Raw genomic sequence first — 21,369 nt, 5'->3', positions numbered from 1 at the left:
CCCTGGCCGCCGGCACGGTCAGAAGACCTGCTTGACCACGAAACGGACGGCCGTCGTGATCGCTCGCCGCCCGTCGTTCAACGACCGGATCATGGCGATCAACGACAATCCGAAGACGACCGCCGGCGAAATGAACGCCCAATCGGTCAGGTTGGCGGTGTCCAGCGTGACCTTCTTCCCCGGCCAGGGGTAGCTGCCTGTGCCTCGCAGCGTGCTGACCACCAGTCCCAGCTGCATGCCCAGATCCTTGTCGGACGAGACCGTCGCCTGCACCTCGCCGATCTTGGTGTAGAGGTAGAACATGTCGATCAGGGCCAGCACCGTAACCCCCAGCGCCGCACCGGCAACGATGGTGGCGGCCATCGGATTGCCGCTGCGTATCGTCTCCATCGCCGCCAGCACCGCGACGAAGACCAGGACGCTGGCGATAAGCGCGTACACGCCGTTGACGTGAGCGCCGGGCGGGTTGTACGGCGACCAGAGCGAGAGGTGGCTGGTGCTGGTCGTGATGGTGCCGAAGGCGTTGCAGGTGACCGAGCCGCTCCAGTTCGCGGCCGTCAGCCAGGGTTTGAACATCAGGCAGAAGTACACGATGCATCCCACCGCGGCCAGGGCATAGGGCCAGGTCCGCGCGAGCCGCGGGCTGCCGGGCAGCGTTCCGGCGAGCGACGCCGTCGAGGAGGGCGGTGCGGGGGTAGCGGCGCCGGGCGGCAGCGCCGCGACGGCCTCGGAGGCGGCGGTCCCGGGCATCTCCGCGGCGGCGGACTCATGCGCGGTGCCTGCCGGTGCGGGTTCGACGAGCACCTGCGTCGCGGTGCCGACCGCCTCCCCGGCGGCGATAGTCTGCGTGGCAGTGATGATGGGGCGTGAGGTGGCGCCGGACGTCTGCGGGGGAGTGGTGACCGGACGCGACGTAGCACCGGACGCCCCCCAGGGAGTTGGTTTCGTCATCACGACCCGCCTCTACGCATCGTCGGCCGGACACCGGGTGAGCAGCGTGCCGCGGAGCCTCGACATGCCGCGAGTCTCGCCACAAGTGTTGGTAGCCAACAACTTCCGTGGCGTAAAAATCATCGAGATTATTTTTCCACGTCCGGGCGGCGGGTTACTTCCCAACGGTAGGAAGCCTCGGGCGAGCTAGGAATCGCTCCCGGTGTCCGACTGCGACGCCCCTCAGCGCCCCTGATTCACATCGCTGTCCGGATCGGTGTCCATGTCGCTGAGCAACGCGCTGCCGGCCACCCCGTCCTGGGCCAGCGCATCGAGAAACGCCCGCGCCCAGCGGTCGACGTCGTGCGCCAGCACCTGGCGCCGCATCGCCCGCATGCGACGCCGGCGGGTGTCGGCGTCGTCGGTGAGCGCGGAGATGATGGCGTCCTTGACGCTGTCCAGGTCGTGCGGATTGCACAGGTAGGCCTGCCGCAGTTCGGCGGCGGCGCCGGTGAATTCGCTCAGCACCAACGCGCCGTTGAGGCCGCTGTGGCTGGCGACGTACTCCTTGGCGACCAGATTCATCCCGTCGCGCAGCGGGGTCACCAGCATGGCGTCCGCGGCGACGAAGAAGGCCAGCAACTCGTCCCGGGGGATCGGCCGGTGCAGGTAGTGCACCACCGGATATCCGACGCGCCCGTACTCGCCGTTGATGCGGCCCACCTGACGCTCGATGTCCCCGCGCATCTGGATGTAGCTCTCCACCCGTTCGCGGCTGGGCGTGGCCAGCTGCACCATCGCCGTCTCGGACGGATCGATGCGGCCCTCGCGCAGCAGCTCCTCGAGTGCGGCCAGGCGGATATCGATGCCCTTGGTGTAATCGAGTCGATCCACGCCCAGCAGAATGTATTTGGGATTGCCCAACTCCGCGCGGATCTGCATGGCCCGCTCGCGCACGCTGCGCCGCCGGGACTGCTCGTCCAGCTCGGCCGAGGCGATGGAGATCGGGAACGCGCCCACCCGCACCGTCCGGAAACCTACCTGTACCACACCGAGTTTCGAGCGCACGCCGACCGTGCCGCGCGAAGTCGGCTGTCCGGCAAGACGTCTGGCCAGGTACAGGAAGTTCTGTGCGCCGCCGGGCAGATGGAAGCCGATCAGATCGGCGCCCAGCAGCCCCTCCACGATCTCCCGCCGCCACGGCATCTGCATGAACAGCTCCACCGGCGGGAACGGGATGTGCAGGAAGAAGCCGATGGTCAGATCCGGGCGCAGCATGCGCAGCATCTTCGGCACCAGCTGGAGCTGATAGTCCTGCACCCAGACCGTCGCGCCCTCGGCGGCCACCTTCGCGGTGAATTCGGCGAATCGGCGGTTGACCTCGACATAGGCGGTCCACCAGTGCCGCCGGTACTCCGGGCGCACGATCACGTCGTGATAGAGCGGCCACAGGGTGGCGTTGGAGAAACCCTCGTAGTAGTCGGAGACCTCGTCGGCCGTGAGCGGGACCGGATACAGCTCCAGGCCGTCCTCGATGATGGGGTCGATATCGACGTCTGGGACCCCGGCCCAGCCGACCCAGGCGCCGTTGTTGTTGCGCAATACCGGTTCCAGCGCGGTGACCAGGCCGCCGGGGCTGCGCTTCCATCGTGTCGTGCCGTCCGGCAGACGCTCGAGGTCGACCGGCAACCGGTTGGCGACGACGACGAAACCCGATCCCGCGCCCTGCGCGGCGCCGGGGTGCGTGGCAGCCTCGGCGCCCGGTCTGTACGGATCGGTCGGGGTGGCGCTCATCTGGTCCATTGCTGGATACTCCGGTCTGCCGGGGGCAGGATAAGCCCTTGTGTAGTTGTGGCGAAAGGAACGTGCCGGTTATTCGCCGCGTCCGCTGGGCCCGATGCCCAGCATCGACAGCAGCATCCGGCACTCGTCCGCGTCCTCAGCGTAGGCGGCGACGACGCGCTGAGCCTGTCGAGCGGTCTCGTCGGCGAGCGGTTCCAGATCGTCGTCCGCGATGTCGTTGGCGCCCTTCGCGGCCATCATCATCGTCCTCTCAGGTCGAATTCGGAGGTTTCTCACAGGTGTGGAACGCCCATCGTATCCGGCCCCGGTATCGGTGCAGTTCGGTCGGTCCATACCGGGGCCCAACCGCAATCCGGGGAGATGGGCCGGTGAAACATCAGCACACCGCCGACCTATACCGTGAGAAATCAGGCAAGCGTCGAGGAAAGGGGCTCCAGCATCATGCCGTTGGCCACGGTGAACGGAATCGCACTGAACTATTCGGTGAAGGGGGACAAAGCCAAGGGCACCGATATCAAGGGCGCCGCGCCGCTGGTCGTGCTGATCATGGGCACCGGGAGCGGGGGCCGGGTCTGGGAACTGCACCAGGTTCCCGCGCTGGTCGCGGCCGGATACCGGGTGTGCACCTTCGACAATCGCGGCATCGCGCCGTCCTTCGAGGCCGCCTCCGGGATGCACATCGACGATCTGGTGCGCGACACCGCCGCGCTGATCGAATTCCTGGACGAGGGCCCGGCGCTGGTCGCGGGCACCTCGATGGGTGCGCGGGTGGCGCAGGAACTCGCGCTGGCCCGCCCCGACCTGGTGCGCAAGGCGGTCTTCATGGCCGGGCACGGGCGGCTGGACCAGTTCCAGAAGACGCTGTCGCTGGGGGAGCACGAACTCGACGCCAGCGGGGTGCAGCTGCCCGCCAAGTACGAGGCCGCGCTGACCGCGGTGATGAACCTGTCCCCGGCCACCCTCGCGAACGCCGATTCCGCGCGCGACTGGCTGGACCTGTTCGAATTCACCGGCGGGCCGGTCAGCCCCGGGATCCGGGCGCAGCGGGCCATGGATCACGACTTCGACCGGCTGCAGGCCTATCGCGGCATCAAGGTGCCGTGCCTGTCGATCGGATTCGCCGACGACCGGATGATTCCGCCGTACCTGTCGCGCGAGCTGGCTCAGGTCATCCCCGCCGCCCGTTATCAGGAGATTCCCGATGCCGGGCATTTCGGATACCTGGAACGTCCCGAGGCCGTGAACAAGGTGCTGCTGGAGTTCTTCGTGGGCTGAACCCGCCCGCCCCGCGGCCGCCAAGTCCGCATTGTGCGGGGCTTTCCATGCATTTCCGGCCCGATGTCTGCCAGGTTGCTGTTACCGGGGCGGTAGCCCCCGACACGTAACGCTCTCCTTGCTAGGGTCGACATTACGGATGGGCCAGTTCCGCACGGACATCCCGCGTTGTTCGTACCCAAAGCGCGTTCCCATACACACGACGCCAGTATCAGTGAGGTGAAATGAGCACCAACCCCTTCGACGACGAGGACGGCCGCTTCTTCGTTCTGGTCAACGACGAGGAACAGCATTCCCTGTGGCCGTCCTTTGCGGAGGTTCCGGCCGGTTGGCGGGTCGTGTTCGGTGAGGACAGCCGGGCCGCCTGCGTCGAATACGTCGAGAAGAACTGGACGGACATGCGTCCCAAGAGCCTGCGCGACGCCATGGCCGCGGACGACGCGGCCCGCCAGGGCACCCAGTCCTGATCGCGGTTCGATACCGCCAGGGACCGGCAGACCGGTGACCGCAGGCCCCCTCCTGCGGTCACCGCGCCCGCTCCCGCCCCGCTGAACGCGGGTTTTTCCGCCCAGCCGGTCTCCCGGTTATGATGGGCAACGCTTTTCTATGCCTCCTTAGCTCAGTGGTAGAGCACCGCTCTTGTAAAGCGAAGGTCGTCAGTTCAATCCTGACAGGGGGCTCCACCCGAACGTCCGAAATCGCTTGCGCACAGCGCTGGCGGACCTCGGCCGATCAGGCCGGGGCGCCGTCGTCCTCCGGACGGATCCGGGGCGGAGAGGTGCGATTCGAGCGCGCGAACTGGCCGGGGGTCTGGCCGCTCCGGTCGCGGAATGCCGCCGCGAAGGCCGACACGCTGGAGTAGCCGAGGCGGCTTGCGACCGTGCCGACGGTGCAGCCCGTGGCCAGCAGTTCCTCGGCCAGGATTCCCGTTGTCTCGCAAGCCAGTTCGCGGAACGTGGTGCCCTCGTCGGCGAGCCGGCGGCGCAGCGTGCGCACGCTCATGTGCAGGTCCGCCGCGATTGCCGATTGATCGACAACCCGGCCGTTCCGGATGAGCAGCGCGCGTACCTGCCCGGACAGGCCCGTGCGGGTACGGCGGCTTTCGACGATCTGCTCGCACATCTGCTCGTACTGCCGCCGCATGATCGAATTCGCCTGTGGCATAGGACGGTGCAGGTCCGCGGCATCCAGTGCCACGATGTTCGCGGGCTGGTCGAACGCGATCTCGCGGATGCCGAGCAGCTTTCCGACCGCCTCGTAGACCGGGGCGTACGACAGCGTCGTCTCGAGCCGATTGACGACGATGTCCCAGCTCAACAGGTCGCGCTGGACAATGCGCATCACTGCCAGGTCGCGCTCGATCGCGAACCGGCGCACCCGGGCGGGCGCGACCTCGGCGTCGAGGGCCACCAGCACCTCGGTATCGACGTCGGCGAGGGAGAGCCGGGTGTAGGCGAAGGACAGATCGGCATAGTGAACCCAGAGCTCGATCATCTCGCCCACGGTCGAGCAACTGCTCAGCGCGATCCCGAGGCTGCCCAGCATCGGCAGGCGCACCGAGAAACCGGCCAGCAGGCCCAGCCCCGGCTCGTCGCCGGACGTGGAGAGGATGTTGCCGATGATCCCGAATTCCTGCGCTATGTCGATCTCGACGCCCGGGTCCTCCAGATCGCGCTCGCGCAGGTCGGTACCGGCCAGCGCCGCGGCATGAGTCATGCCTCGGCTAACGGCGAAGTCGACCAGCGTCGCCGCGCTGTGAATCGAACGCACACACCAGGGATCGTCGAGCATGACGCAGATGATCCCCCAATCTCCAGCACCCTCAATATGTATAGGCAATCATGCAGCTACTTCAACTGACTTGGGGCGTGTCGCTCCGGGTCAATGCCGGAGTGCATGGTTGGCCGCTATCCGCAGAAATGTGACCGACAACCAGCACTCGAAGGGTACGCCATTTGGGCACGCTCGGAACCGATTTCCGGGCCGGAACTCGGCGCCGGCGGTGGACCGCCGGGTGCCTCGGGGAGTGTCGCTGACAAGTTGCGAAGATCCCGATCGGTATGGTTTTTGTCGACAAAAGGACAATCGGGGTGTGGAGTCAGAGCGCATGGCCGCCACCGGCTGCCGGCTGTCCGTGCCGTACCTGTCCCAGCTGCGCACCGGGCGTCGCGCGAACCCGTCGGTCACCGTGATCGATGCGCTGGCACGGGAATTCGACGTCGACCCGTACTTTCTGCACGGGCTCGATGGCGGCCTCGACGACTTCGGTCTGGTCGCGGAGCTGTCCGATCCCAGCCTGCGCCGCTTGGCCTGCCTCGTCGCGGGGCTCTCGGACACCTCGCAGACGATGCTGATCGCCATGGCCGACAAGTTCCGGCAGGCCGAGGACCTCACGAACGCGACCGTCGACGTGTAGCCGCGCCCAGCGGCTACACGGTGCCCGGCGTCCGGTCTTCCGGATTCGACACGCCTTCCGAACACGCCGGTGCGATGGGGGTTACCCCTCGATAAGGGTCCGAAGCGGCTGCTCACCGGGCCTTCTCATCGAAGTTTCAGATCGCTCGCAGGAAACTCCCAGTCAACGTTCAGCGAGTTCGAGCCTGCATGGAGGACGATGGCCTGCATGAACGGTGTGCCAGCGGATCGGACCCCTGAGGCCAGGATTCTGGTCGTCGACGATGAGCCCATGATCGTCGAGCTGCTGTCGGTGAGCCTGCGATATCAGGGCTTCGAGGTGGCGGCCGCCAACAACGGGGCAGAGGGCCTGGACAAGGCCAAGACCTTCCGTCCCGACGCGCTCATCGTCGATGTGATGATGCCGGGCATGGACGGGTTCGGGCTGCTGCGGCGGCTGCGGGCGGACGGCATCGAGTCGCCCGTGCTGTTCCTCACCGCCCGCGACGAGGTGGAGGACAAGGTCACCGGCCTCACCCTCGGCGCCGACGACTACGTCACCAAGCCCTTCAGCCTCGAGGAGGTGGTGGCGCGGTTGCGGGTGATTCTGCGCCGCTCCGGTCACGCGGTCGAGGAGCGCAAATCCTCGCGGATCCGGTTCGAGGACATCGAGCTCGACGACGACACGCACGAGGTGTGGAAGGCGGGGGAGTCGGTGTCGCTGTCTCCGACGGAGTTCACGCTGCTGCGGTATTTCATGGTGAACGCCGGCACGGTGCTGAGCAAGCCGCGCATCCTGGACCACGTGTGGCGCTACGACTTCGGCGGCGAGGTCGGCGTGGTCGAGACGTACGTCTCCTACCTGCGCAAGAAGGTGGACACCGGACCGGACCGGCTGATTCACACGCTCCGCGGGGTCGGCTACGTGATGCGAGCTCCCAGTCGCAGCAAGTCCGCGGCTAAATGAGCATTCGGCAGCTCGGTGACGAGACTGCCGGCGCCGACCCCGTGGCCGATATGCCCCCCGCACCCCGCATCAGACCCTTGCGGGCGGCGCGACGGACTCTGTCGCGGTCGTTCGCGTCGGTGCCGCTGCGGGTGACGCTGGTCGTCGCGCTGGTGGTGCTGGCCGGACTCGGTCTGCTGGTGTCGGGGGTCGCGGTGACCTCGGTGATGAACCGGATCCTGATCGACCGGGTCGACACCCAGATCAGGGACGCGCTCGGCGGATTCGCCAATCCCAGTGCACAGCCGCCCGAGAGACTGCCCAACCGGCACGGGATGGAGCGGCCGCCGTCGCTGTTCTACGTGCGCGTGCAGGATCCCTCGGGCGTGGTGCGGTTCCAGTTCGGCGCCAACGTCAGCGCCCCCGATATTCCGTCCGATCTAGGGCGTCACCCGAGAACGGTGGGCTCGGTGGGGAATCCGGGTGAGCACTGGCGCGCGGCGCGGCTGACGAACGCCGACGGGACCAGCGTCGTGGCGCTGCGGCTGCAGGAGACCCAGAACATCGTCGACCGGATGGTCGGCCTCGAGGTCATCGTCGGCGCGCTGGTGCTGCTGGCGCTGGCGGTCGTCGCGCAATTCGTGATCCGGCGCAGCCTGCGTCCGCTGCTCGAGGTGGAGAAGACCGCGTCCGCGATCGCGGGCGGCGATCTGCATCGGCGAGTTCCCGTGCACGGCACCAACACCGAGGTGGATCTGCTGTCGCAGTCGCTGAACGGGATGCTCTCGCAGATTCAGCAGGCCTTCGCCGCTACCGAGGCCTCGGAGGAGGCCGCGCGGCGTTCGGAGGCCAAGATGCGGCGCTTCGTCGCCGATGCCAGCCACGAGCTGCGCACCCCGCTGACCACGATCAAGGGCTTCGCGGAGCTGTATCGGCAAGGGGCACTTGCGGATCCGGAGATGTTCATGAACCGGATCGAGCGCGAGGCGAACCGGATGAGCCTGCTGGTGGAGGATCTGCTGATGCTCGCGCGCCTGGACGCGCAGCGGCCGCTGGAGCGCCGGCCGGTCGATCTGCTGGCGCTGGCCAGCGATGCGGTGCACAATGCGCGCGCGGTCGACGCCGCGCAGCGACCGGAGGGGCCACCGCGGCCCATCGATATCGAAATCCGTTCGGGTGACGGCACTCTGGAGATATCCGGCGACGAGGCGCGGCTGCGCCAGGTGCTGGGAAATCTGCTCAACAATGCGCTCATCCACACCCCGCACGACGCCGCGGTGACCGTCCGGCTGACCCCCGCGTCCGAGGAGGTGCTGCTCGAGGTCGCCGACGCCGGTCCCGGGCTGCCGCCCGGCGAAGCCGAGCGACTGTTCGAGCGCTTCTACCGTGCCGACGCCTCCCGCACCCGCGATACGGGCGGCACCGGGCTGGGCCTGTCCATCGTCCAGGCGCTGGTCACCGCGCACGGCGGCCGCGTCGGATGCGCGAGCGCGCCGGGCGAGGGCACCGTGTTCTCGGTGCACCTGCCCCGCGAGGCGCCCTGAGGCGTCTACTTTCGTTTACTCCGGGACGTTGGCGCCGTAGCCGAGGTTGCGCAGGGCCTGCTTGATCTTGGCCTGAGCCTCGTCGAGGGATTCCTTGCTCGGGTCCGGATCCGCGCCGGAGATGTTGAAGTCCCCGAGCGAGAAGGCGGGGAACACGTGCAGATGCAGGTGCGGCACCTCGAGCCCGGCGATCAGCAGGCCCGCGCGCGGCGCGTCCCAGGCCGCGCGTACTGCCTGACCGATCTTCTGGGCGACGGCGTTGATCCGCGCGAACGCCTCCGGATCCAGGTCCTGCCACTGGTCGACCTCCCGGCGCGGGACCACGAGCGTATGGCCCTGGGTGATCGGATTGATGGTCAGAAAGGCGACGAATTCGTCGTCCTCCCACACGAATCGCCCTGGCAGCTGGCCGGCAATGATCGCGCTGAAAACGGAAGCCATGCCGGGGACATTACGCCCCGGGGCCCCGGGGTCATCCGATCGTGCGCTCGTCCGCGCCGATGCCTGCGTCACGGGAATCGCGCGTCCCCTAAGCTGTGCTGCGTGCGCGTACTCGTCATCGGTTCAGGAGCCCGTGAACACGCCCTGGTCGTCGCCCTGCGCCGGGATCCGGGGGTCACGGCGATCTGCGCCGCGCCCGGCAATCCGGGTATCGCCCAGCAGGCGCAGGTGCTGCCGGTCGATCCGACCAGTGCCGAATCGGTCGTGGGCCTGGCCACCGACTACGAGGCGGATCTGGTGGTGATCGGCCCCGAGGTGCCGCTGGTGCTCGGCATCGCCGACGCGGTGCGGGCGGCCGGTATCGCCTGTTTCGGCCCGTCGGCCGCGGCCGCCCGGATCGAGGGCTCCAAGGCCTTCGCCAAGGACGTGATGGTCGCGGCGGGGGTGCGCACCGCACACAGCGAGATCGTCGACCATCCCGGTGAACTGGACGCTGCGCTGGATCGCTTCGGCCCGACCTGGGTGGTCAAGGACGACGGCCTGGCCGCCGGCAAGGGCGTGGTGGTGACCGCCGATCGCTCCGCCGCCCGGGACCACGGCGCCGAGCTCCTCGAACAGGGACATCCGGTGCTGTTGGAGTCGTTCCTCGACGGTCCCGAGGTATCGCTGTTCTGCCTGGTCGACGGCGAGACCGTGATACCGCTGCTGCCCGCGCAGGATCACAAGCGGGTCGGTGACGGCGATACCGGGCCCAACACCGGCGGCATGGGCGCCTACACCCCGCTGCCGTGGCTGCCCGCCGACTCGCTGCGCGAGATCGTCGAGGACGTGGTGAAACCCGTTGCGACCGAGATGGTCCGGCGCGGGGTTCCGTTCTCGGGCCTGCTGTACGCCGGACTCGCGATGGGCCAGGCGGGGCCCGCGGTGATCGAATTCAATTGCCGCTTCGGCGATCCCGAGACCCAGGCGGTGCTGGCGCTGCTGGACAGCCCGCTGGGCGAGCTCCTGAATGCCACCGCCACGGGCACCCTCGCGCGGGTGCAGGCCCCGCGCTGGCGGGACGGTTCGGCGATCACGGTGGTGCTGGCGGCGGAGAACTATCCGGGCCGCCCGCGCACCGGCGATCTGATCGCCGGGGTGGAGGCCGTGGAGCCGAATACCGAAGTACTGCATGCTGGTACGGCCCAGCGCGCGGACGGCGGCCTGATCTCCGCGGGCGGCCGCGTGCTGAACGTGGTGGCCACCGGCGCCGATCTCACCGAGGCCCGCGCCCGCGCCTACGAGCGCATTGCCAAGATCAAACTGCCGGGCGGCCACTACCGCACGGATATCGCCCTGCCCGCCGTCGAGGATCGGATCGCGCTGCCGACGCGGGTCTGAACGTCGCGCTGCCGACGCGGGTCTGAATGCGGCGCGCTGCCCGCTCGGGTCTGAATGCGCTGCCTGCGTGCGTCCGAACGCGCTGCGCTACTTGGCCGGTTCTGAATGCGGCGCGTTGCCCAACCTGGGTGTGGGTGCATCGTGTTTCCCGCCGGGGTGTGAATGCCCTGCTTGTCCGGGTCTGAATGCGAGGCGCTGCCTGCCCGGGTCCTGAGGGTCACGCTGCGTCAGGTGATCTTGATCCCGTGAAAGGCCAACCAGGGCAGGGGATCTACGTGCTGGCCGTTGACGAGGATCTCGAAGTGCAGGTGCGGGCCCGTGGAATCGCCGCGGTTGCCGATGCGCGCGATCTGCTGACCGGCGCGCACGCGCTCGCCGACCGAGACCGAGAAGTCGTACATGTGGCCGTATACCGAGATGGTGCCGTCGTCGTGGCGGATGCGCACCCACAGTCCGAAACCCTGTGCGGGGCCCGCGTCGATCACGGTGCCGGCGGCGACGGCGTAGATGGGTGACCCGATCGGGGCGGCGATATCGATGCCGTAATGGAAACCGCCCCAGCGCATTCCGTAGCCCGAGCTGAACACCCCGCGGGCGGGCAGCGCGTAACCGCCGAGGGTGGATTCGATGCCGCCGGGCAGCGAGGCGGCGGCGCCGTCGCCGAGCCACGGCGCGGCCTGGCCCGCCACCGCCGCGGCCGCCTCGGCCTTGGCGCGGTCCAGGGTGGCCTGCGAGGCCGCGGCCACCACCTCCTGCTCGCGCAGCCGCTCGCCGTTCTCGATGGCCGCCAGATCCCGTTCGCTGGTCTCCGGATCGGCCTGGACCTGCAGCGGGTATGCGACCGGAATCCGTTGTGCCGCACCAAGTGTCGGTGTGCTGTCCATCTGTCGCGGCGGGACGGCGTCCGCGGTCGCGAACAGCGCCACGACCGCGATGCCGCCGACCAGTACCCGGTGCCCGAGCACCCAGGCGCGCCCGTCGGACCAGCGGGCCTGTACGTCCTCGCGCCAATCTCGGCGCAGCAATGCCCGCGCGCCCGCCACGCGACCCGGCAGCCCGTGTAGCGAGGCGACTGCCCGGGTTTGAAATCCGCGTGCCGGGGCGAGGGTGCGGGCTCGGAATCCGCGCAACGAGGCGGCGATCCGGGCCCGGACGCCGCGTCGCTCGGGCTCCTGTCGCATCTGGCCCCCGGTGGCTCCGCGAAATCGCTCTCGCTCCAGCTTTACGCGCCAGTCGGGCCGGACGATGGTCCGACTCCCCTCTGGGATCTTGGTGCGCGCCCGGGAAGGCATTGGCCGACGATAACAGGGCGGTTGTCCGGATCGCCGTTGGCGCGGCCATCGGATGGGCGGATCTGTGGCGGTGCTCTCACGCCGCGCGGGAGCCCGTTTGCCCAGGTAGGCTCGCCCGGCAATAGGTATTACATCCTCGTGTAGGGAATTCTCGTGGGCACCATCGTCACCTCGTTCGGCAGCATTTTCTCCCTCCTGGGCCACTTTCTCGAGCAGCAGGGAATCCTGCATCACCGCTGATACTCAGCCCGGCTAGCGGCCGCTGCGCGCATGCGGTATCGGCGCGTGCTTTACCGTCATCGAGTGCGCAGTGAATCTCGTCGGTCGACCGTTCCGTCCTTCTACGTCATGGATGTGTGGAAGGCGGCCGCCGAGCGTGCCCGCACCCACGGCGATGTGATTGTGCTGGCCGCCGGGCAGCCCTCGACCCCGGCGCCGGCCCCGGTGCTGCGCGCCACGAAGGCCGCCCTCGATGCCGAATTGCTCGGATACACCGAGACTTTCGGCACTCTCGAGCTGCGCGAGGCGATCGCCGTGCACCACCGCGACGGGTACGACATCGAGGTGGATGCCGACGATGTGGTGGTCACCACCGGATCATCGGGCGCCTTCACCCTGATCTTCCTTGCCTCCTTCGATGCCGGCGACACCGTGGTGGTGGCCCGGCCGGGCTATCCGGCATACCGGAATACGCTGTCCGCCTTGGGGTGTCGCGTCATCGAGCTCGACTGCGGCGCGCAGACCCGCTTCCAGCCGACGGTGGCGATGCTCGAGGCGCTGCCGGAACCGCCCGCGGGCCTGATTGTGGCGAGCCCGGCGAATCCGACCGGGACGATGATCGCCCCCGACGAGCTGGCCGCGCTGGCCCGCTGGTGCGACGCGCACGGCACGCTGCTGATCTCCGACGAGATCTACCACGGGATTTCCTACGACGGCTCGACGCCGACCGCGTGCGCCTGGGAGACCTCGCGGGAATCGGTGGTCATCGGTTCGGTGTCGAAGTACTTCTCCATGACGGGCTGGCGGCTGGGCTGGATGCTGGTGCCGCCGGGATTGCGCCCAGCCTTACAGCGGCTGGCCTCGAATATGACGGTATGCCCGCCCGCAGTCTCCCAATATGCCGCGGTTCACGCCTTCGATCCCGAATCGCGGCGCGAACTCGACGGCCACGTGCGCCGCTACGCACGGAACCGTGCGCTGCTGCTCGAGGGCCTGCCCAAGCTGGGCATCACCGAGTTGGCGCCCGCCGACGGCGCCTTCTACGCCTACGCCGACATCGCGCACCTCACCGACGACTCGACCCGCTGGTGCGCGGACGTGCTGGCGCACACGGGCGTCGCGCTGGCGCCGGGAATCGACTTCGACACCGTCAACGGAACCCACACGGTGCGCATGTCCTTCGCCGGCGCGACGGCCGATATCGAGGAGGCGCTGGTGCGGCTGGGCCGCTACCTGGACGCTTGATAGGGTGCCTGAACCGGATTGTCCCGCAAAGACTTTCCGTACTCTCCCACCTGAAGGCCGCGGATGCGGTAGAAAAACGGTGGTTGTGTATTCAACACCGCTTGCACATTCGCCCCACTCAACTGGATTGTCACAGATCGCACCGATTTGGTACGGATGAACCGATGATGACTGGCACGATGACACGGTGATCACCGCGACGACACCGAAAGGTGAAAGGCGTCGCCAAGCGTTGGTCGCGGCAGCCGCCGAGCTGTTACTCGAGGGAGGGTTCGACGCCGTCCGTCACCGCTCGGTGGCCACGCGCGCCGATCTCCCCCTGGCCTCGACGACGTACTACTTCGACTCGCTCGAGGATCTGATCGCGCGCGCGGTCGAATTCAGCGGCAATGCGGAACTCGACGCGATGCGCCGGCGCATCGGCGAGGTGCCGCACCGCCGGCGCGGCGCCGACGCGACCGTCGATCTGATCCTGGACCTGCTGGTCGGCGCCGACGGCCCCGACGAGTACACGCGCGGGCGGCTGATCGCCCGGTACGAGCGTTCGGTTGCCTCGGCGCGGCATCCGGAGCTGCGCGAGGTGCAGCTGCGGCTACGGGGTCAGCTCGAGGAACTGCTGGCCGATGTGCTGCGACGGTCCGATCGGGTGGTGCGCCCCGAACAGCTCCGCAGGCTGGTGGCGATGGTCGACGGCGCGGTGGTCGCGGCCCTCACCGAACTCGATCCGCAGCCGCGGCGGATGGCCCGCGGCGCGCTGCTCGAGCTGATCGACGTGATCGCCCCGCCCGCACCGCAGCACCCGATGCCCCCGCATGCCGCGCAACACGCGATCACGCAGCATCCGGCCGCGCCGCCGCACCGAACGGAATCTGTCCAGCATTGCGGCGAGTCCGTCCAGCATCGCGAATAGATCGTCGGCAGTGCGGTTTGTCGCCCGGCGTCGCATCGGACCGAGGGCCGCGGGCTCGGGCGGCGCGGCATCGGGGGTGTCGAGGGTGCATCGAACGGTCTCGGCTGTGGCGGCCCGACTGTCGCCCGACAGGGTGGAGCCCCGGCAATGCCAGCTGCGCCGATCCGTAGACTAACCGGATGTGAGCCTTGTTCCTAACGTCCTCGCCACCCGCTATGCCAGCCCCGAATTGGTGCGGCTGTGGTCGCCCGAGCACAAGATCGTGCTCGAGCGCCGGCTGTGGCTGGAGGTGCTGCGGGCGCAGGCCGAGCTCGGGATCGACGTGCCCGCGGGCGTCGTCCAGGACTACGAGCGGGTGCTCGAGCAGGTCGATCTAGCCTCGATCGCCGAGCGCGAGCGGGTCACCCGGCACGACGTGAAGGCCCGCATCGAGGAGTTCAACGCCCTCGCCGGTCATGAGCACATCCATAAGGGCATGACCAGCCGCGACCTCACCGAGAACGTCGAGCAGCTGCAGATCAGGCTCTCCCTCGAGCACGTCTACGCCCACGGTGTCGCGGTCGCCGCGCGATTGACCGAGCGGGCCGCGGAATACCAGGCGCTGGTGATGGCCGGCCGCTCGCACAACGTGGCCGCCCAGGCCACCACGCTCGGCAAGCGATTCGCCTCCGCCGCAGACGAAGTGCTGATCGCGCTGACCCGGGTGCGCGAGCTGATCGACCGATATCCCTTGCGCGGCATCAAGGGTCCGATGGGCACCGCTCAGGACATGCTCGATCTGCTCGGCGGGGACGTGGCGAAGCTGGCGCAGCTGGAGCAGAAGGTGGCGCGCCACTTGGGATTTGCCTCCGTGCTCACCAGTGTGGGGCAGGTCTACCCCCGGTCGCTGGATCACGACGTGCTCTCCGCACTGGTCCAGATCGGTGCGGGCCCATCGTCTTTCGCGCACACCGTGCGCCTGATGGCGGGCCACGAACTGGTCACCGAGGGCTTCGCCCCCGGGCAGGTGGGCTCCTCGGCGATGCCGCACAAGATGAACACCCGCTCCTGCGAGCGGGTCAACGGCCTGCAGGTGGTGCTGCGCGGCTACGCCTCGATGGCCGCGGAACTGGCTGGGGCGCAATGGAACGAGGGCGACGTGTTCTGTTCGGTGGTACGCCGCGTCGCGCTGCCGGACGCGTTCTTCGCCATCGACGGCATGCTGGAGACCTTCCTGACGGTGCTCGCCGAATTCGGCGCGTACCCGGCGGTGATAGAGCGCGAGCTCAACCGCTACCTGCCGTTCCTGGCCACCACCCGCATCCTGATGGCCGCGGTGCGGGCGGGGGTGGGCCGCGAAACCGCGCACGAGGTCATCAAGGAGCATGCCGTCGCCGTCGCCCTGGCGATGCGTGAGCAGGGCCGCGAGCCCGATCTGCTGGACCGCCTGGCCGCCGACGACCGCATGCCCCTGGACCGCGCCGCCCTGGATGCGGCCCTCGCCGATCGCTCGGCGTTCATCGGGGCCGCGCAGGCGCAGGTGGCCGACGTGATCGCCCAGGTCCAGAAGCTGGTGGACGCCCACCCCGAGGCGGCTCGCTACACCCCCTCGCCCATCCTCTGACGCTGCGTCGCGACGAGGCGCGCGGCCGGACGTAGGCTGGGCGACCATGGATCCCTACACCGTCTTCGCCGATATCGTGGCCGGGCGGGCGCCCGCCTCCAAGGTGTACGAGGACTCGGATGTGCTGGCGTTCATGGACATTCGCCCGCTAACGCCCGGGCACGTGCTGGTGGTGCCGAAGGTGCGGGCGCGCAGCCTGTCCGAGCTGGATCCCGAGATCGGCGCCGCGCTGTTCCGGGTGGGGCAGCGGCTCGCGGCGGCGCTGCGGGCCAGCGAGGTGAATTGTGACGGCGTGAATTTCTTTCTCGCCGACGGCGTTACGGCCGGGCAGGAGGTCTTTCACGTACACCTGCACGTGATTCCGCGCACGCCGGGCGACGGTTTCGGGATCCGCGCGCGCCCGACCACCCCGCCGCGCGCGGATCTGGACTACCTGGCGGCGTCGATCCGCGGCGTCCTGCGGCGGGCCGTTCCGCCGAGCTGAGGATTGCTCGCGAAACGCCAGCTGGCAGGACGCCCTGCACGCCTCCTGGCCCACCGTGGGTTCCGCCCTGGGAGCCTGAGCCTCAGGCCCCGGGACGGTTGAATTCCCCGTCCTTGGCCCCGGCGACGAAGGCGGTCCACTCGCCGGGTGTGAAGATCAGCACCGGGCCGTCGGGGTTTTTCGCATCGCGCAGGCCGATGTTGCCAGTGGCCAGGAACGCCACCTCGACGCCGCCGGTCTCGCTGCTGCGGTGCCAGACGGCGTCCGGGTTGATCTCGCGGTTCTTCGCTTCCACAAATCCTCCTGTGCGATCGATCGGGTCCGACGGCGAAAGCCGGTAGGCGGGAGTCGCTTTCGCCGGAATGATCCAGTTGCTCCCCCGGGACTTCGATCTAGACAGTAGTCGGTGCGCGGGCCCCGCGGCGGGATCCGGCACCGTCGTGCGGCCCGGCTACCCGATCATGAATTTCCGCCCCGGACGTCGGTATTTGCCGTCATACTGGGGCATTTCTCATGGTTTATCCCGCGCGGTAACGGAAACCCCGATGACTGTGGCGGATTTACGGCGTCGGCCGGACTTCCGAGCCGGGGCGCGAACGTCACCGCATGGCACGGCACGACCAAAGGATGGAGCACCGCATGGCACCCGTCTTCGACAGTTGCGCGGTAGTGCCCCGGCACCTAACCGTCGAGCAGGCCCACAACATTCTGCACATCCACCGCGGCTGTCCCGCCGATCAATGCATGCGCCGCAAGGCCGCCCTGTACTTTTTGGTCGATTCCCGCCGGGTCGGCCGCGGCGCGGCGAATGCGCCGGGGCGATCGGTCCCGCGGGCCGGGGGACTCGCCTGAGCGCCCATTGGGCGTACCTCCGCATCCGCTCCGGCCGTGCGCGGTCTGGGGACGGCTTCGCCGACAGCGCCCATGGGGTGGGATCGGGCGCGACCGGATAGGCTACCTGCTCCGGGTTCCGGCCGCACGCCCACTACGGTGGAGCGTATGGCTCTCGACAGTGGTACCGGTCCGACCCCGACCGCCGCCGACCTCGCGTCCGTGGTGACGCCGCCGATCGCGAAGCGGGTCCCGGCACAGCGCGTGCACCACGGCGACGTTTTCGTCGACGAATACGAGTGGTTGCGCGAGAAGGAAGACCCCGAGGTGGTCGCCTACCTCGAGGCGGAGAACGCTTACACCGAGGCGGAAACCGGGCATCAGCAGCCGCTGCGGGAGAAGATCTTCGACGAGATCAAGTCCCGCACCCAGGAGACCGACCTCTCGGTGCCCACCCGCATGGGCGACTACTGGTATTACTCGCGCAGCTTCGAGGGCAAGCAGTACGGCGTGCACTGCCGCTGCGCGGTCGACAAGCCGGATGACTGGACGCCGCCGGTGCTCGACGCCGTCGAGACGATTCCCGGCGAGCAGGTGCTGCTGGACAGCAATGTGCTGGCCCGCGACCACGACTTCTTCGCGCTGGGCGCGTTCTCGATCAGCCACGACGGCATGCTGCTGGCCTACTCGGTGGACACCGCCGGCGACGAGCGCTACGTCCTGCGCTTCAAGGATCTGCGGACCGGCGAGGACCTGGCCGACGAGATCGCGGGCACCGCCCCAGGCGCGACCTGGTCGCTGGACGGCACCCACGTCTTCTATCAGACCGTGGACGAGTCCTGGCGGCCCGACACCGTGTGGCGGCACCGCCTTGGCACGCCGAAGGACCAGGACGTCCGGGTCTTCCACGAGCCCGACGAGCGGTACTGGGTGAGCATCGGCGCCACCCGCTCGGAGAGGTATCTGATGATCTGGGTGGGTTCGAAGATCACCACCGAGGGCTGGGTGCTCGAATCCGATGATCCCGAGGGCGAGTTCCGCGTGCTGCTGCCGCGGCGCGAGGGCGTGGAGTACTCCGCCGAACACGCGGTGATCGGCGGCCGGGACCGCTTCCTCATCCTGCACAACGACGTGGTCGACGGCGTCAAGGCGGAGAACTTCGTGCTCGCCGAGGCTCCGGTCGACGACGTCGCGGCCATGACGACCCTCATCGGGCACCGCGACGACGTGCGGCTCGAGGACATCGACTGCTTCGCCGACCATCTGGTGCTGTCCTATCGCCGCGGGGCGCTGCCCCGGGTCGCGGTGTGGCCGTTGACCGCCCAGGGCTACGGCGAGCTCCACGAACTCGAGTTCGGGCTCGAGCTGTTCTCCGCGGGCGTCGGCGCCAACCCCGAGTGGGAGCAGCCGACGCTGCGAATCGTGCTGACCTCCTTCATCACTCCGACGCAGGTGTTCGACCACGTGCCCGCGACCGGCGAGCTGCTGCTGCGCAAGGAGCAGGCGGTCCTGGGTGGCTACGACCCGAACGACTATGAGCAGCACCGGGATTGGGCGGTGGCTGCGGACGGCACCCGGATCCCGATCTCGCTGGTGCGCCGCAAGGACATTCCGGCGGATGCGCCGAATCCGTTGCTGCTGTACGGATACGGCTCCTACGAGGCCAGCATCGACCCCGGCTTCTCGGTCTCGCGGCTGTCGCTGCTGGATCGGGGCGTGGTGTTCGCGATCGCGCACGTGCGCGGCGGCGGCGAGATGGGGCGGCTGTGGTACGAGCACGGCAAGACGCTGACGAAGAAGAACACCTTCACCGATTTCGTCTCCTGCGCACGGCATCTCATCGACTCCGGCGTCACCGCGCCCGACCGCATGATCGCCGACGGCGGCAGTGCGGGCGGGCTGCTCATGGGTGCGGTGGCGAACCTGGCGCCCGAGCTGTTCGCGGGAATCCTGGCCAATGTGCCGTTCGTGGACCCGCTGACCTCGATTCTGGATCCCTCGCTGCCGCTGACCGTCATCGAATGGGACGAGTGGGGAAATCCGCTGGAGGATCCCGAGGTCTATGAGTACATGAAGTCGTACTCGCCGTATGAGAACGTCCGTGCCACGGACTATCCGGCGATTCTGGCGATCACCAGCATCAACGACACCCGCGTGCTGTACGTCGAGCCGGCCAAGTGGGTCGCCAAGCTGCGCGCCACCGCGACCGGTGACGCGCAGCTGCTGCTGAAGACGGAGATGAGCGCCGGCCACGGCGGTGTGAGCGGGCGCTACGAGAAGTGGAAGGAAGTGGCGTTCGAATACGCCTGGGTGCTGGACACGCTCGGGGTCGGCGACCGCTGAGCCCGTCCGGGCGCGCCCCGGGCCGCATTCCGGCCGGGGCGCGCCCCAGTGACCGACGGGTTACTTGATGCCGCAGGCGTGGATCAGCTCGAGCAGCTGCTGGTGCTGCTGGCCCTGAAATGCCTGGTAGACGATCGGGAGCTTGGCGCCCATCATCTGGTCGTAGGTGGTGGCGATCTGTTCGGGAGTGGCGTTGGGCTGCTTCGCGCGGACGGTGTCCACGATCTGCTGCGTGCTGGTGCACATCTGATCGGGGGTGGGGTGGATATTGGGGATCGGCCCCTGCGCCTGCGCGAGGGCGGGCGCGAGCAGCGTGAGCGGAATGGCAAGGGCTGTGACGAGAGCAGTCTTCACGCGGCGTGAGCGTATTGCCGCGACGCTCCACGGGGGGGAACGTTGTTATCAACGAATGTGCTCTCTATCACAGGCGCGAGCTGCTAGTGAATGTTGCAGCTCTTCATGTGGTCCCTGGTGAACTGCCGGAGCCGATTGTTGTTGGGATCCCGTGGGTCGGTGACGGGATTGAGGCCGTCCAGCTTCTGGAGCTTGATGTAGGCGTCGACGATCTGGTCGGGCGTCTTCAGGTTCGGATTGAACTTGTGCACGTTGTTGACCAACGTCCTGGTGGAGTCACACTCCTGCTGCGGGCTGAAAATCGACGGCGGCCCACTCGGATCGGCATGCGCCACAACGGGTATCGCGAACATGAACGGCACGGCAAGCGCGGTGAACAAGGTCGTCTTCACCCGGCCGATCCTAAGCGAGCATTCGGGGCGGCAATACCGATCGGCCCAGGTACCGTCCGCACCGGACGGTCCGATTCGGTAGCGCGAATTCGCCGTGGCGTCACCCGTGCAGCACGATGCCGACACCTCGTGCGGTCACCGTGGAGCTATTGCTGGTGCAGGACAGGGGAGTCGGACATGCGTGGTCAGCTGATCGTGTCGGTGTCGGGTATTCGGGACAACACCATGGCACAGGCGCAGGAATTCGCCGCCGAGATGGATAGGCGAGAGGTCCCCCTCTCGTTGCTGGTGGCCCCGCGGCTCAAGGGCCGGTACCGCCTCGTGGACGACGCGCACACGCAGGAGTGGCTGCGCGAGCGCCGCGAGGGCGGCGACGCCATCGTGCTGCACGGCTACGACCAGGCCGCCACCAAGCGCCGCCGCGCCGAATTCGCCGCCCTGCCGCGGCACGAGGCGCGGCTGCGGCTGATGGCCGCGGACCGGGTGCTGGAGCAGGTGGGCCTGCGCACCCGGCTGTTCGCGGCGCCGCGCTGGAACGCCTCCGAGGGCGCGATGGCCGCGCTGCCGGAGGTCGGCTTCCGCCAGGCGCTGAGCCTGACCGCGATCCACGATCTCGAGCGCGATGTGGCGCAGCGGGTGTGGGTGCACGGCATCGGCGAGGGCTTCCGCGCCGAACCCTGGTGGTGCCACGCGCTGGTGATGAGCGCCGCGCGCACGGCTCGTCGCGGCGGCCTGCTGCGCCTGGCCGTCTCGGCCGCCCAGCTCGACCGCTCCGGCCCGCGCCAGGCCATGATCGACGCGATCGACCTGGCCCTGTTCCATAACGCGGCCCCCGAGGTCTACCACTGGGAGCCCTTCCAGGCGGTCCGCGCCGCCTGATCCCTACGGATCGGCGCTGGGCCCCAGGGCCGCGGCCTTTACAGCGGATCGGCCTGCCGTATTTGTTTGCGCCGCACCGTCTCCGGGCGACCCGGCCCGCGCCG

22 protein-coding genes and 1 tRNA gene are annotated in these 21,369 nt (G+C 68.5%); 14 read left to right on the top strand and 9 right to left on the bottom strand.

The window, feature by feature from the left end; translation table 11 throughout:
• Nucleotides 1-18 precede the first annotated feature (18 nt).
• The 3 genes from ABH933_RS34775 to ABH933_RS34765 form a co-directional block, all read right to left on the bottom strand.
• On the bottom strand, nucleotides 19-951 hold the full coding sequence (locus ABH933_RS34775; protein WP_429423930.1) for a hypothetical protein: 933 nt from the start codon (nucleotides 949-951) through the stop codon (nucleotides 19-21).
• 222 nt (nucleotides 952-1,173) lie between these two features.
• Nucleotides 1,174-2,724: an alpha,alpha-trehalose-phosphate synthase (UDP-forming) gene (locus ABH933_RS34770; protein ID WP_429424063.1), complete on the bottom strand. Its 1,551-nt coding sequence runs from the start codon at nucleotides 2,722-2,724 to the stop codon at nucleotides 1,174-1,176.
• Nucleotides 2,725-2,802: 78 nt separating this feature from the next.
• Entirely contained in the window at nucleotides 2,803-2,970 is a 168-nt protein-coding gene (locus tag ABH933_RS34765; protein WP_169813300.1) for a hypothetical protein, read from the bottom strand.
• Between the two features lie 204 nt (nucleotides 2,971-3,174).
• On the opposite strand from ABH933_RS34765, the gene ABH933_RS34760 reads away from it, so the two are divergent.
• The 3 genes from ABH933_RS34760 to ABH933_RS34750 all read left to right on the top strand — a co-directional run bounded on the left by ABH933_RS34760 (nucleotide 3,175) and on the right by ABH933_RS34750 (nucleotide 4,691).
• Nucleotides 3,175-4,008 (top strand): alpha/beta fold hydrolase, encoded by an 834-nt coding sequence (locus ABH933_RS34760; protein WP_429423929.1) that lies wholly within the window; start codon nucleotides 3,175-3,177, stop codon nucleotides 4,006-4,008.
• A gap of 224 nt (nucleotides 4,009-4,232) precedes the next feature.
• Nucleotides 4,233-4,475 carry an MbtH family protein gene (locus ABH933_RS34755; RefSeq protein ID WP_215916073.1) on the top strand — a complete coding sequence of 81 codons (243 nt, stop codon included), beginning with the start codon at nucleotides 4,233-4,235 and terminating at the stop codon, nucleotides 4,473-4,475.
• A 141-nt stretch (nucleotides 4,476-4,616) separates the two neighbouring features.
• Nucleotides 4,617-4,691: transfer RNA gene (locus ABH933_RS34750), tRNA-Thr, on the top strand.
• A 49-nt stretch (nucleotides 4,692-4,740) separates the two neighbouring features.
• Here the strand turns inward: ABH933_RS34750 and ABH933_RS34745 are convergent.
• Nucleotides 4,741-5,799 (bottom strand): AraC family transcriptional regulator ligand-binding domain-containing protein, encoded by a 1,059-nt coding sequence (locus tag ABH933_RS34745; RefSeq protein ID WP_429423928.1) that lies wholly within the window; start codon nucleotides 5,797-5,799, stop codon nucleotides 4,741-4,743.
• Nucleotides 5,800-6,100: 301 nt separating this feature from the next.
• On the opposite strand from ABH933_RS34745, the gene ABH933_RS34740 reads away from it, so the two are divergent.
• From ABH933_RS34740 to ABH933_RS34730, 3 genes are all read left to right on the top strand, one after another.
• A complete protein-coding gene (locus ABH933_RS34740; RefSeq protein ID WP_429423927.1) occupies nucleotides 6,101-6,424 on the top strand; it encodes a helix-turn-helix domain-containing protein in 324 nt (107 codons plus the stop codon).
• A 207-nt stretch (nucleotides 6,425-6,631) separates the two neighbouring features.
• A complete protein-coding gene (locus ABH933_RS34735) occupies nucleotides 6,632-7,369 on the top strand; it encodes a response regulator transcription factor (RefSeq protein ID WP_429423926.1) in 738 nt (245 codons plus the stop codon).
• A complete protein-coding gene (locus ABH933_RS34730) occupies nucleotides 7,366-8,892 on the top strand; it encodes a sensor histidine kinase (protein WP_429423925.1) in 1,527 nt (508 codons plus the stop codon). The genes ABH933_RS34735 and ABH933_RS34730 overlap by 4 nt, the downstream gene beginning before the upstream one ends.
• A 15-nt stretch (nucleotides 8,893-8,907) precedes the next feature.
• On the opposite strand, the gene ABH933_RS34725 is transcribed toward ABH933_RS34730, so the two are convergent.
• Nucleotides 8,908-9,333, bottom strand: a complete 426-nt coding sequence (locus ABH933_RS34725) for an HIT family protein (protein WP_429423924.1) — start codon at nucleotides 9,331-9,333, stop codon at nucleotides 8,908-8,910.
• Between the two features lie 102 nt (nucleotides 9,334-9,435).
• Between ABH933_RS34725 and purD the strand changes: the two genes are divergently transcribed.
• Nucleotides 9,436-10,713, top strand: coding sequence for a phosphoribosylamine--glycine ligase (purD, locus tag ABH933_RS34720; RefSeq protein WP_429423923.1), 1,278 nt, complete (start codon nucleotides 9,436-9,438; stop codon nucleotides 10,711-10,713).
• Between the two features lie 227 nt (nucleotides 10,714-10,940).
• On the opposite strand, the gene ABH933_RS34715 is transcribed toward purD, so the two are convergent.
• Nucleotides 10,941-11,894 carry a M23 family metallopeptidase gene (locus ABH933_RS34715; RefSeq protein WP_429455208.1) on the bottom strand — a complete coding sequence of 318 codons (954 nt, stop codon included), beginning with the start codon at nucleotides 11,892-11,894 and terminating at the stop codon, nucleotides 10,941-10,943.
• Nucleotides 11,895-12,308: 414 nt separating this feature from the next.
• Here ABH933_RS34715 and ABH933_RS34710 point away from each other — a divergent pair, with 414 nt between their 5' ends.
• The 4 genes from ABH933_RS34710 to ABH933_RS34695 all read left to right on the top strand — a co-directional run bounded on the left by ABH933_RS34710 (nucleotide 12,309) and on the right by ABH933_RS34695 (nucleotide 16,466).
• Complete coding sequence (locus ABH933_RS34710) at nucleotides 12,309-13,469, top strand: pyridoxal phosphate-dependent aminotransferase (RefSeq protein WP_429423921.1); 1,161 nt, start codon at nucleotides 12,309-12,311, stop codon at nucleotides 13,467-13,469.
• A 187-nt stretch (nucleotides 13,470-13,656) separates the two neighbouring features.
• Entirely contained in the window at nucleotides 13,657-14,379 is a 723-nt protein-coding gene (locus ABH933_RS34705; protein WP_215916080.1) for a TetR/AcrR family transcriptional regulator, read from the top strand.
• Nucleotides 14,380-14,560: 181 nt separating this feature from the next.
• A complete protein-coding gene (purB, locus tag ABH933_RS34700) occupies nucleotides 14,561-15,982 on the top strand; it encodes an adenylosuccinate lyase (RefSeq protein WP_429423920.1) in 1,422 nt (473 codons plus the stop codon).
• Nucleotides 15,983-16,028: 46 nt separating this feature from the next.
• Nucleotides 16,029-16,466, top strand: coding sequence for an HIT family protein (locus ABH933_RS34695; protein ID WP_429423919.1), 438 nt, complete (start codon nucleotides 16,029-16,031; stop codon nucleotides 16,464-16,466).
• Nucleotides 16,467-16,548: 82 nt separating this feature from the next.
• On the opposite strand, the gene ABH933_RS34690 is transcribed toward ABH933_RS34695, so the two are convergent.
• Entirely contained in the window at nucleotides 16,549-16,761 is a 213-nt protein-coding gene (locus ABH933_RS34690) for a DUF397 domain-containing protein (protein ID WP_215916083.1), read from the bottom strand.
• Nucleotides 16,762-17,105: 344 nt separating this feature from the next.
• On the opposite strand from ABH933_RS34690, the gene ABH933_RS34685 reads away from it, so the two are divergent.
• Both ABH933_RS34685 and ABH933_RS34680 read left to right on the top strand, forming a co-directional pair.
• Nucleotides 17,106-17,318, top strand: coding sequence for a hypothetical protein (locus ABH933_RS34685; RefSeq protein WP_215916084.1), 213 nt, complete (start codon nucleotides 17,106-17,108; stop codon nucleotides 17,316-17,318).
• A gap of 147 nt (nucleotides 17,319-17,465) precedes the next feature.
• Complete coding sequence (locus tag ABH933_RS34680) at nucleotides 17,466-19,640, top strand: S9 family peptidase (protein WP_429423918.1); 2,175 nt, start codon at nucleotides 17,466-17,468, stop codon at nucleotides 19,638-19,640.
• 60 nt (nucleotides 19,641-19,700) lie between these two features.
• On the opposite strand, the gene ABH933_RS34675 is transcribed toward ABH933_RS34680, so the two are convergent.
• Together ABH933_RS34675 and ABH933_RS34670 are read right to left on the bottom strand one after the other, a co-directional pair.
• Complete coding sequence (locus ABH933_RS34675) at nucleotides 19,701-19,994, bottom strand: hypothetical protein (protein WP_215916086.1); 294 nt, start codon at nucleotides 19,992-19,994, stop codon at nucleotides 19,701-19,703.
• A gap of 83 nt (nucleotides 19,995-20,077) precedes the next feature.
• Nucleotides 20,078-20,386 (bottom strand): hypothetical protein, encoded by a 309-nt coding sequence (locus ABH933_RS34670; RefSeq protein WP_429423917.1) that lies wholly within the window; start codon nucleotides 20,384-20,386, stop codon nucleotides 20,078-20,080.
• Nucleotides 20,387-20,563: 177 nt separating this feature from the next.
• On the opposite strand from ABH933_RS34670, the gene ABH933_RS34665 reads away from it, so the two are divergent.
• Nucleotides 20,564-21,265, top strand: a complete 702-nt coding sequence (locus tag ABH933_RS34665) for a DUF2334 domain-containing protein (protein ID WP_429423916.1) — start codon at nucleotides 20,564-20,566, stop codon at nucleotides 21,263-21,265.
• Nucleotides 21,266-21,369 lie beyond the last annotated feature (104 nt).

Source organism: Nocardia sp. GP40 (assembly GCF_050434125.1).
GTDB lineage: Bacteria > Actinomycetota > Actinomycetes > Mycobacteriales > Mycobacteriaceae > Nocardia > Nocardia albiluteola.
The sequence above is the reverse complement of the archived record's forward strand: the minus strand, read 5'-3'. Positions and strand labels throughout refer to the sequence as shown.